The sequence below is a fragment of the Rheinheimera sp. genome (assembly GCF_020217005.1).
Taxonomy (GTDB): Bacteria; Pseudomonadota; Gammaproteobacteria; order Enterobacterales; family Alteromonadaceae; genus Pararheinheimera.
This window is the reverse complement of record NZ_JAIWOI010000327.1, coordinates 1-10,000: the sequence shown is the minus strand read 5'-3', so window position 1 is coordinate 10,000 and position 10,000 is coordinate 1. Positions and strand designations below refer to the sequence as shown.

Here is a 10,000-nt window from a genome sequence, read left to right as displayed (position 1 = left end):
GGAGGTTTTACCGTTCAGGCCTGTTAAATCACAAAATACGTCGTACAAAGGCACTAAGGCATAACCAAAACCAAACATGGCTGCCGTCAGCAGACATAATTTAACCACTATAGGTTGATGCTTCAGTGCCATAACGCCCCCTACTTGATTTCAGGTGGTGTAGTAAAGCTGTGATAAGGTGCTGGCGAAGGGATAGTCCATTCCAGGCCCTCAGCGCCTTCCCATACCTGAGCTGTGGCTTTTTCACCGCCTTTAATGCATTTCACCACCAGCCAGACAAACAACAGCTGAGATAAACCAAAGGCAAAACCACCAATGCTGATCAGCGCATTAAAGTCAGCAAATTGCAGGGCATAGTCCGGGATCCGTCGTGGCATACCGGCTAAGCCGACAAAATGCATAGGGAAAAACAGCACGTTGACTGAAATTAACGAACACCAGAAATGCCATTGCCCCAGAGTTTCGTCGTACATATGACCTGTCCACTTTGGTAACCAATAATACGCAGCCGCCATAATGGAGAAGATAGCGCCTGTGACTAACACATAGTGGAAATGTGCAACCACAAAGTAGGTGTCATGGTACTGGAAATCGGCAGGCGTAATGGCCAGCATCAAGCCGGAGAAGCCCCCTATGGTAAAGAGCACAATAAAGGCCAGCGCAAACATCATCGGCACTTCAAAGGTCATAGCCCCGCGCCACATAGTGGCCACCCAGTTAAAGACTTTCACCCCGGTCGGCACTGCGATTAGCATGGTGCAATACATAAAAAACAGCTCTGCAAACACCGGCATGCCGGTGGTGAACATATGGTGCGCCCAGACTAAAAAGGACAGCAGCGCGATACTGGATGTGGCGTAGACCATAGAGGCATAACCAAATAGCGGTTTACGGGCAAAAGTAGGCACTATGCTTGAGACAATACCAAAGGCTGGCAAAATCATGATGTAGACTTCAGGGTGACCAAAAAACCAGAAAATATGCTGGAATAACACAGGGTCACCGCCACCGGCGGCATCAAAGAAGCTGGTACCAAAATACTTATCGGTTAACACCATAGTGACAGCACCGGCCAGTACAGGCATTACAGCAATCAGCAGGTAAGCCGTAATAAACCAGGTCCAGACAAACAAAGGCATTTTCATATAGGTCATGCCCGGAGCGCGCAGGTTCATAATGGTCACTATCACGTTGATAGCGCCCATAATGGATGAAATACCCATGATATGAACAGAGAACACGAAAAGTGCTGTGCTGTCGCTGCTGTAGGTGGTGGATAGTGGAGCGTAAAAAGTCCAGCCAAAACCAGGTCCACCGCCTTCCATAAATAAAGACAGCAGCAGGATGCTAAAGGCAAAAGGTAAGATCCAGAAGCTCCAGTTGTTCATCCGTGGCAAGGCCATGTCTGGTGCGCCTATCATCATAGGCACCAGCCAGTTGGCCAGACCGGTAAAGGCTGGCATCACAGCACCAAACACCATAATCAGGCCATGTACTGTGGTCATCTGGTTGAAAAAGTCGGGTTGCACTATCTGCAAACCAGGTTGAAATAACTCGGCCCGGATCACCATAGCCATAGCTCCGCCGATAAAAAACATCGTCAGTGCAAACAGCAGATACAAAGTGCCTATATCTTTGTGGTTGGTGGTATAAAGCCAGCGTTTTAAGCCTTTCGCTGGCCCATGGTGATGCTCGTGCTCAGCATGAGCATGTGGATCTGTAGTAACAGTACTCATCTGCGCCCCCTATGGTTTTTGTGCTTTGGCGATATCGGCAGCTTGCACCAGATCGCCTGTATTGTTATCCCAGGCATTACGCTCATAGGTAATCACTGCTGCAATTTCACTTAAACTCAGCTGTTTAGCAAAAGCCTGCATGGCAGTGCCGGTTTTACCGTTCAGCACTATGTCGATATGACCAGGTAAATCTTCCAATGCCATTTTGCTGCCTTTCAATGCGGGGAAAACACCAGGAATACCCATGCCTGTCGGTTGATGGCAGGCAGCGCAGTAGCCCATATAGGTTTTTTCACCTAAAGCCATTAGCTCTTCTTTGCTCATATTCATCGACAGCAGTTTTTGTTCTTCGGCTTTGGCTGCAGCTTGAGTCGCGGCTTCCTGAGCTATCCACTGATCAAAATCGGCCTGATCTTTAGCTATCACCACTATCGGCATAAAACCATGGTCCTTACCACAAAGTTCAGCGCACTGACCGCGGTAAACACCAGGATGATCAACTTTAGTCCAGGCTTCATTGATAAAGCCCGGGTTCGCGTCTTTTTTCACAGCAAAAGCCGGCACCCACCAAGAGTGGATCACGTCATCTGAGGTAACTAAAAAGCGTACTTTTTTGCCAGTTGGGATCACCAAAGGCCTATCAACTTCCAACAGATAGTTGTCGCCCTTTTTCAGCTTGTTATCGATTTGCTTGCGGGGTGTGGCCAGCAGAGAGTAATACTCTACTTTGTGGTCCATGTATTTATAGTGCCATTTCCACTGCGAGCCAGTGATAAGCACTGTCACATCAGCTTCGGAGGTATCTTCCATCGCTATCAGGGTTTGGGTGGCGGGTATCGCCATTAAAATAAGAATAACAACAGGTAAAGCAGTCCAAAGTAGCTCTACTTTGGTGCTCTCATGAAACTGGGCAGGCTCGACGCCCTTCGATTTACGATGGTGGATGATGGACCAAAACATCACCCCAAATACCGCTACCCCTATTGCACAGCAAATGTAAAAAATCTTCATATGCAGGTGGTAAACCTGCTGACTGATTTCTGTAACCCCTTGAGTCATGTTCAAAGGCATTTCTGCAGACTGCGTCGAAAACGCAAGCAAAAAGGTTAGCAGCGACCAACACAGATAACTGGTTTTCGCCACGTGACTTCTCCTCTGTCTTTGCACAAAGCAAATTGCAGATTAAAAGACACACACCCTACTTCGTCTTTGGTCCGCAACTGCCATTCTTATTATTGTCCCGATTTAATTCACTTAAACCGGTGCACTGATTTGTTTGTTTTGTTATCAGTTGCATCTAACAATTAGTCAAGGAACAGACAGAAGTAAACCCGAAGAATGAAAAAGCACCGATAAAACCAACAGGTCTTACCAGTGCTTCAGATTTTAGCAAACTATTGAGACAGGTGGTTTTTTTACCAGCTGCTAGTGCGGATCACGCCAACGGCGAGGCCTTCAATGGCAAAATGCTGTTGACTGAGGTCCACTTTGATGACATCAAAATCGCCATTTTCCGGATGCAGATAAACCATTTGGCCTTCACGACGGAAACGCTTTACAGTGACTTCGTCTTCCACTCTAGCGACCACAATTTGACCTTGCCTAGCTTCAGTAGTTTTATGCACGGCCAGCAGATCGCCATCCAGAATTCCAATGTCTTTCATACTCATGCCCTGCACTTTTAATAAAAAATCGGCATTAGGTTTAAACAAGCTGGCATCAAGCTGGTAACGCTGTTGAATATGCTCTGCAGCCAAAATAGGTTGGCCTGCAGCGACTTTACCAATCAATGGTAAACCTGGCTCTTCCTCTTCAACATCATTGACGGCTTCATCTTCAACCAAACGAATACCCCGGGACGTACCAGGCATCATTTCAATAAAACCTTTTTTCGCCAGAGCTTTTAAATGCTCTTCAGCGGCATTGGCGGACTTAAACCCCAGCTGAGTCGCTATTTCAGCCCGCGTCGGCGGCATACCTGAAGCGGCCTGATGATCTTTAAGCAGTTGCAAAATTTCGGCTTGTCTTGGTGTTAATGGACGCATAATGCTGAATACCTATACAGTGGATACTGTGAGTATATACAGCCTTTTGCGGTCTGCCAAGTCGTTTTGCTGGTAAGACCTTCCATGCTATTCTAACGGCTGTTTATAAGTACGGATTTGATATGTTAAAACCAATGACATGGTTAGCCAAAGTGCTGTACTGGCCACTCAAACCTTTGGTCAGATGTAAAATTGTGCCTGAACCTATAGCTGAAAATCTGGCACTTGAGCCAAAACAGCCGGTGTTTTATATCACCAGAACAGCGTCATCCAGCGATCTGGCTACTTTGGCCCGGGTCTGCGAAAAGCTAGGCTTACCTGACCCTATGGCTCAGGTGCAGTTAGGTAATGCCACCTTATCCCGTACTATTTTTTTAGAGCAACCTCGCGTACTTTGGGGCAGCAGAGCATCCACTGATGCGATGCAGCAAGGCCTGGCGTTATTACAGGCACATCAGCGGGACTCCAATATCTCTGCGCAACTTATCCCTGTCTCAGTGCTTTGGGGCCGGGCTCCGGGCAAAGAGGACAGCGTGAAGTCTATGCTGGGCGAATCTGAATCGCCAAGTTGGCTGGCCAAGCTGTTTATTGTGTTAATTTCCGGTCGTCATACCCTGGTGCGTTTCAGTAAAGCCGTCTCTGTACGGCAGATTATTGAAAATGCCACAGTGAACGAAGAAACAGCCCACAAGTTATTGCGGGTGGCACGTTTCCATTTTTATCGTCAACGTTTAGCGGCAACTGGTCCGAAACTACCGGACAGAGCCGCTTTGTTTAACTCCCTACTGGCGTCAGATGCGTTAAAAAGAGCTATTGAAGAAGAAGCGCAAAGTAAAAAAATCAGCGTCAGAGAAGCGCGCGCTGAAGCTCTGAAGCTGTTGGAGGAAATAGCAGCAGATTATCGAGAATCTACATTAAGAGTGGGTGATCGTTTCCTCGGTTGGCTATGGAAAAAGCTGTACTCAGGCTTAAAGATTACGAACGGTCAGGTGCTGACTGACTTAGTGCAAAAAGGCCATGAGATTGTTTATGTCCCTTGCCATCGCAGTCACATGGATTACCTGTTACTTAGCTACGTCATTTACCATCAAGGCTTAGCTCCGCCTCATATCGCTGCAGGTATTAACCTGAACTTCTGGCCAGTAGGTAATTTTTTCCGCCGGGGCGGTGCTTTTTTTATCCGCCGCAGCTTCAGCGGTGAAAAGCTGTATTCTGCAGTGTTTCGTGAATACTTAAGCCAACTGTTCAGCAAAGGCTACCCGGTAAAATATTACTCTGAAGGTGGTCGCAGCCGCACTGGTCGTTTACTACAACCTAAAACCGGTATGCTGGCGATGACAGTGCAAGCTGTACTGCGTGGCATCGACAGGCCTATCAGCCTGGTCCCTGTATACCTGGGTTATGAGCACGTGATGGAAGTCAATACCTACCTGACCGAACTCAAAGGCTCGAGTAAGAAAAAAGAGTCTATCGGGGGAGTGTTCAGTGCGGCACGTAAGCTAAGGGATTACGGCTATGGGTACGTAAATTTTGGTCAGCCTATTTCGCTGAATGCTTTTTTAAACCAACAAGCTCCTGACTGGCGTGCGTCGATAGAAACGGCTGACACACAAAAACCTGCATGGTTAAATCCAGCGGTAGCCACGTTAGCGACGCAAATCATGCAGCGCATTAACCAGGCGGCGGCTCTGAACAGCATCAACCTGATCGCGACTTGTTTACTGGCTACACGTCAGCATTCACTGACACGACAGGAGCTTACAACCCAGCTGGAGTTTTACCGCAACTTACAACACTATGCGCCTTATCATAGCGGTGTGACTCTGCCTGAAGGCTCCGTCAGCCAGTGGATTGACCATGCGATTAGCCTGAAGAAAGTGGAAGTATCCCAAGACAGCTTTGGCCAAATTATTCAGCTAACGCCTGAAAATGCCATTTTGTTAAGTTACTACCGCAATAACGTCTGCCATTTATTTATGTTGCCAGCTATTTTGGCGACGGCTTTATTGCAGCATCCAGCTTTAACTAAAGTGCAGTTGGTGAATATTTGCCAGCTATTGCAGCCTTTGTTACAACACGAGCTGTTTTTGCAGCTGGAACACTTCAACGCCTATATAGAACTGGTACTGGAACAGTTACTACAACAGCAGTTAATCGAAGCGGCAGGCCCGCAGTTGCAGGCAGTGCCAGTACAGCAAGCTGGCCATTTTATGTTGGAGCTTTTAGCATTCAATGCTCAGGACGTGTTGCAACGTTACGCTGTAGTGCTAAATCTGCTGCAATTACACAGTCCGCTGACTCGCGCTGATTTAGAGCAACAAAGTCATGAACTGGCACAGCGTTTAAGTACTTTGCATGGTATCAGCTCACCTGAATATCACGACAAACAGTTGTTTGCGACTTTAATTAATGCCCTACGTGAGGCAGGTTATTGCCATAGCAACGAGCAAAATGAGTTGGAAGCGACAGCTATACTGTTACCACTGCAGCAGACCGTCAATGGCTTATTAAGAGCTGATGTACTGCAAACAGTGCTTAGCATAGTGAAAAAGAAAAGCTGATTAGATTGGCGTCTCAGTTCGATAAAAAAACCACCCCAAAGGTGGTTTTTTTATCGTTGCACAAAGCTGTTATCGGGCCTTGTCGTAACTGCGGATCACCCCTTCCTGCATGGTAGAAGCAACCAATACACCTTCGCGGCTAAAAAACTGACCACGCACCAAGCCACGGGCACCTGAGGCGCTTGGGCTGTCCACTGCATAAAGCAACCAGTCATCAAAACGGAAGTCATGATGGAACCACATGGCATGATCGATGGTCGCAACTTGCATATTTGGCGCCATAAAAGACTTACCATGAGGCTGCAAGGCGGTTGGCAGAAAGTTAAAATCCGACGCATAAGCCAGCAGATATTTATGTACCCTCAGATCATCTGGCATCAGACCATTGGCTTTAAACCAAACATAACGTTTAGCTTGGCTTATCTGCGGGTTAAAAGGGTTATGAAAAGCCACAGGCCGCATTTCTATGGGTTTTTCACAGATAAATTTACTGCGTAACGACTCAGGTATTAAATGGGCATGCTCGCGATAAAACTCTAAGTCAGACACTAATTCTTCCGGAGCCGGAACCCGGGGCATCAGCTCCTGATGCTCGAAACCTTGTTCTTCTGCCTGAAAAGAAGCTGTCATATAAAAAATAGGCTTACCAAACTGAATGGCACTGACCCTTCTGGTGCTGAAACTTTTACCATCTCGAATGTTTTCTACTTCGTAGACTATGGGTTTGCTTGCATCACCAGGGCGTAAAAAATAGGAATGGAAAGAATGCACCTTGCGGTCCGCTTCCACCGTCTCTTTTGAAGCGGATAATGCCTGTCCCATGACCTGACCACCAAACACAGCTTTAAAACCAAGGTCCTGACTTTGACCCCGATATAAACCTTGTTCTATCGTCTCTAGTTTTAACAGTGATAATAAGTCGGACAGTACCTGACTCATAACTCCCTCCGGTTCATACAAACAAGAGAGCATTGTGACGCAACTTTGCGGTTGAGGCAAAGTGCTTGTCAAAAGACCAGCACTTCATTTTGGGGATTATTGACGATGCATTTCGCCTAAACCAGTTACACTTGAATGAATAGTATTCATGGTGTTTCTTGCTTCTTCACGTTCAGCTTCAATTTGCGCTTTGGTGCGGCAACGTTTGTTTTTTAACATAGAGCCAGTAGCACGGCTATGTTCACAAACCTTACCCTCAGAGTTTACTTTGGCGACCTGAGCCTGTTTAGCTTCAATAGTTGTGCCTTCTTTTTTCACAACATCCTGCTTTGGTGCACTGGCACAAGCGCTCAGTGTTAATGCCGTGGCGATAGCTGCCACTAGTAAGGTTTTATTCACGTTCCTGCTCCTTGTTTAAATATTGTACCGCTTGTACATTACTATTCATAAAAACTAAATTCAACGAACGGAGCTTATAGTAAATGTGCCATTTTGAAATAAGAAGTGAAAGTATGTAACTTTATGTTACCAATCCAACGAGGTCGAATTGAATGCAGTATTGGCTTTTTAAAACTGAACCTGAAGAATGCAGCATTGAGGATTTTGCCAAAGCACCCACTGAAGCCATTGTTTGGGAAGGTGTCAGAAATTATCAGGCCCGTAATTTTCTGCGGGATCAGGTCAAAACCGGAGACCTGGTATTTATTTATCACTCCAGTTGCAAAGACATAGGAATAGCCGGTATAGCTGAAGTGGTGCAAAGCAGCTACGCGGATCCGAGTCAGTTTAATTCCCAGAGTCCTTATTTTGATGCCAAATCAACCGGAACTAAAGCCCCGTGGGTCGCTGTAAACCTGCGTTTTGTCGAAAAATTTCCTCAACTCTTGTCACTCGACAAACTCAAGCAGTCAACTAAGCTAGAGCAATTACCACTGGTGAAAAAAGGCAACAGGTTGTCTGTTATGCCGGTTAGCTCAGCAGAATGGCAGCATATAATAACAATGAGTAAAGACAAGGGGGCTCAATGAAGCAGGAAAGACGGCGCGAAGCCCGGGATTTAAATTACTTCTGGGAAATGCTTAGTATGGCGCAAAAGTTCTCAGTCTCTGAGCTACAACGTTTTGGCTATGAGTTGTCTTTTGTCAGACAACAGGAACAACAAAAGGTGGCAGTATTAAAAGCTGGCCTGAAGATGGCCAGTATTGATGAGGATGGTCAGATTAATACTGCGCCTAAAGTTTTCCTGCGTGATTAAGCGACGCGTCCGACACGACTTAGCCTGCCAGACGGTCCGAATGCGCCGGCTGATAGTCCTGTAACATCTCGACCGCCCGCTGACAGAGTTTCAGATAAGAGGTCAAAGTATTACTTTGCCAAAACTCCGTGAGCACCGGATGGTGACGGATAAAGTTTTCCATTTCATTAAAACTGAGCTGATTCTGCTGTTTCAAAAATTTGGCAACAGCCTGACGAGGTAACGTATTATGGTTGGCCTGCTCTTTACATAAAACCGGAATAGCTTTACACAAAAGTTCAGTGTGCAGGTACCAGACAGGCGCTTTAGTATGGGCCCGCCCAGCCTGATGCACCTTGACCAACAATTGCTGGCTTTGCTCTTCAGCTAACCAAAAGGCCAGATGCTCAAGTTGCACTGACTGCTGTTCAGCGAAATGCAATTGCACCTTCAACCTGTTTTGCATCTTGCCCAGCTGGTCCAGTTTCAAGGCTAAAAACACTATAGGAGCGACCGCAAGCAGTAACAACAACATCCACATCTAAACTCATCTCCTTTTAGCGCCATGCGCCGCCCAAAACAGCGGCACTTTAGCAGAGCCAGCAACAGAATCCTATGACAGAATCACAACAAAATTCTGTAGTTGACTAAGAACACTTTACTAGGATTTTTTCAATTGAATGTAACGGCCAACTTGCTGCTCCAGCACCGACAAAGGGACACTGCCATTGCTTAATACCACCTCGTGAAATTCCCGCAGATCAAACTGATTGCCTAACTCCTGTTCAGCCTGTTTACGTAACCGTTTTATCGTCAGTTCACCGAGCTTGTACGATAAAGCCTGAGCAGGCCAACTGATATAACGATCAATTTCTGTTGTGACGTTGTGCATGGATAAGGCTGTGTTGCTGGCCAGAAAATCTATCGCCTGCTGACGACTCCAGCCCATAGTATGCATACCTGTATCTACCACCAAACGGGCAGCCCGCCACATCTCATAGGTTAGACGGCCAAAATCGCTGTATGGATCCTGATAAAAGCCCATTTCGATGCCAAGATACTCTGAATACAGGCCCCAGCCTTCGCCAAATGCAGAGGTATAAAAATTGCGGCGATATTCCGGTAATGCCGACTGCTCTCTCGCTAAAGAAATTTGCAAATGATGGCCAGGTACAGCTTCATGCAAGGTCAGAGCTTCCATCTCATACAATGGGCGACGATCCAGCGCATAGGTATTGACCCAATAAAAACCCGCTCTGTCGTCTCTGTTGGTACCTGCGTACCGACCTGTAGTGTACTTTGGAGCTATTTCTGCAGGGACTGGCGCAACACCATAAGGTGTTCTGGGCAAGGTGTTAAAATATTTCGGCAATTGGGCGTCTATTTGTTTAGCGATAAAAGAGGCTTCTTTTAGTAAGTCTGTCGGAGTTTTTGCATAAAAACGCGGATCTGTGCGCAGGAAATGTATAAATTCAGCGAAATTTC

10 protein-coding genes are annotated in these 10,000 nt (G+C 46.5%); 3 read left to right on the top strand and 7 right to left on the bottom strand.

What is annotated here, in order from left to right:
- Positions 1-140 precede the first annotated feature (140 nt).
- The 3 genes from ctaD to lexA form a co-directional block, all read right to left on the bottom strand.
- On the bottom strand, positions 141-1,736 hold the full coding sequence (gene ctaD / locus LDL40_RS15995) for a cytochrome c oxidase subunit I (protein WP_300996449.1): 1,596 nt from the start codon (positions 1,734-1,736) through the stop codon (positions 141-143).
- Positions 1,737-1,745: 9 nt separating this feature from the next.
- Positions 1,746-2,879 (bottom strand): cytochrome c oxidase subunit II, encoded by a 1,134-nt coding sequence (coxB, locus tag LDL40_RS15990; protein WP_300996448.1) that lies wholly within the window; start codon positions 2,877-2,879, stop codon positions 1,746-1,748.
- A 272-nt stretch (positions 2,880-3,151) separates the two neighbouring features.
- Positions 3,152-3,781: a transcriptional repressor LexA gene (lexA, locus tag LDL40_RS15985; RefSeq protein ID WP_300996447.1), complete on the bottom strand. Its 630-nt coding sequence runs from the start codon at positions 3,779-3,781 to the stop codon at positions 3,152-3,154.
- Between the two features lie 122 nt (positions 3,782-3,903).
- Here lexA and plsB point away from each other — a divergent pair, with 122 nt between their 5' ends.
- Complete coding sequence (plsB, locus tag LDL40_RS15980) at positions 3,904-6,342, top strand: glycerol-3-phosphate 1-O-acyltransferase PlsB (RefSeq protein ID WP_300996446.1); 2,439 nt, start codon at positions 3,904-3,906, stop codon at positions 6,340-6,342.
- Between the two features lie 69 nt (positions 6,343-6,411).
- Here the strand turns inward: plsB and tesB are convergent, their stop codons facing one another.
- Complete coding sequence (tesB, locus tag LDL40_RS15975; protein ID WP_300996445.1) at positions 6,412-7,281, bottom strand: acyl-CoA thioesterase II; 870 nt, start codon at positions 7,279-7,281, stop codon at positions 6,412-6,414.
- 96 nt (positions 7,282-7,377) lie between these two features.
- Positions 7,378-7,680 carry a hypothetical protein gene (locus LDL40_RS15970; protein WP_300996444.1) on the bottom strand — a complete coding sequence of 101 codons (303 nt, stop codon included), beginning with the start codon at positions 7,678-7,680 and terminating at the stop codon, positions 7,378-7,380.
- A gap of 152 nt (positions 7,681-7,832) precedes the next feature.
- Between LDL40_RS15970 and LDL40_RS15965 the strand changes: the two genes are divergently transcribed.
- On the top strand, positions 7,833-8,309 hold the full coding sequence (locus LDL40_RS15965; protein ID WP_300996443.1) for an EVE domain-containing protein: 477 nt from the start codon (positions 7,833-7,835) through the stop codon (positions 8,307-8,309).
- The gene (locus LDL40_RS15960) at positions 8,306-8,536 is read left to right on the top strand and encodes a hypothetical protein (RefSeq protein ID WP_300996442.1); all 231 of its coding nucleotides are present in this window, start codon (positions 8,306-8,308) and stop codon (positions 8,534-8,536) included. The genes LDL40_RS15965 and LDL40_RS15960 overlap by 4 nt, the downstream gene beginning before the upstream one ends.
- Positions 8,537-8,555: 19 nt before the next feature.
- On the opposite strand, the gene LDL40_RS15955 is transcribed toward LDL40_RS15960, so the two are convergent.
- Both LDL40_RS15955 and LDL40_RS15950 read right to left on the bottom strand, forming a co-directional pair.
- Positions 8,556-9,056 carry a hypothetical protein gene (locus LDL40_RS15955; RefSeq protein WP_300996441.1) on the bottom strand — a complete coding sequence of 167 codons (501 nt, stop codon included), beginning with the start codon at positions 9,054-9,056 and terminating at the stop codon, positions 8,556-8,558.
- 120 nt (positions 9,057-9,176) lie between these two features.
- On the bottom strand, positions 9,177-10,000 hold an 824-nt coding region (locus tag LDL40_RS15950; RefSeq protein ID WP_300996440.1), incomplete at its 5' end, for a DUF885 family protein.

Bases quoted from the DNA above. Each gene is read 5' to 3' on its own strand.
- plsB (WP_300996446.1), top strand. From the start codon at position 3,904: ATGTTAAAACCAATGACATGGTTAGCCAAAGTGCTGTACTGGCCACTC.
- LDL40_RS15955 (WP_300996441.1), bottom strand. From the start codon at position 9,056: ATGTGGATGTTGTTGTTACTGCTTGCGGTCGCTCCTATAGTGTTTTTA.
- lexA (WP_300996447.1), bottom strand. From the start codon at position 3,781: ATGCGTCCATTAACACCAAGACAAGCCGAAATTTTGCAACTGCTTAAA.
- LDL40_RS15965 (WP_300996443.1), top strand. From the start codon at position 7,833: ATGCAGTATTGGCTTTTTAAAACTGAACCTGAAGAATGCAGCATTGAG.
- ctaD (WP_300996449.1), bottom strand. From the start codon at position 1,736: ATGAGTACTGTTACTACAGATCCACATGCTCATGCTGAGCACGAGCAT.
- tesB (WP_300996445.1), bottom strand. From the start codon at position 7,281: ATGAGTCAGGTACTGTCCGACTTATTATCACTGTTAAAACTAGAGACG.
- LDL40_RS15960 (WP_300996442.1), top strand. From the start codon at position 8,306: ATGAAGCAGGAAAGACGGCGCGAAGCCCGGGATTTAAATTACTTCTGG.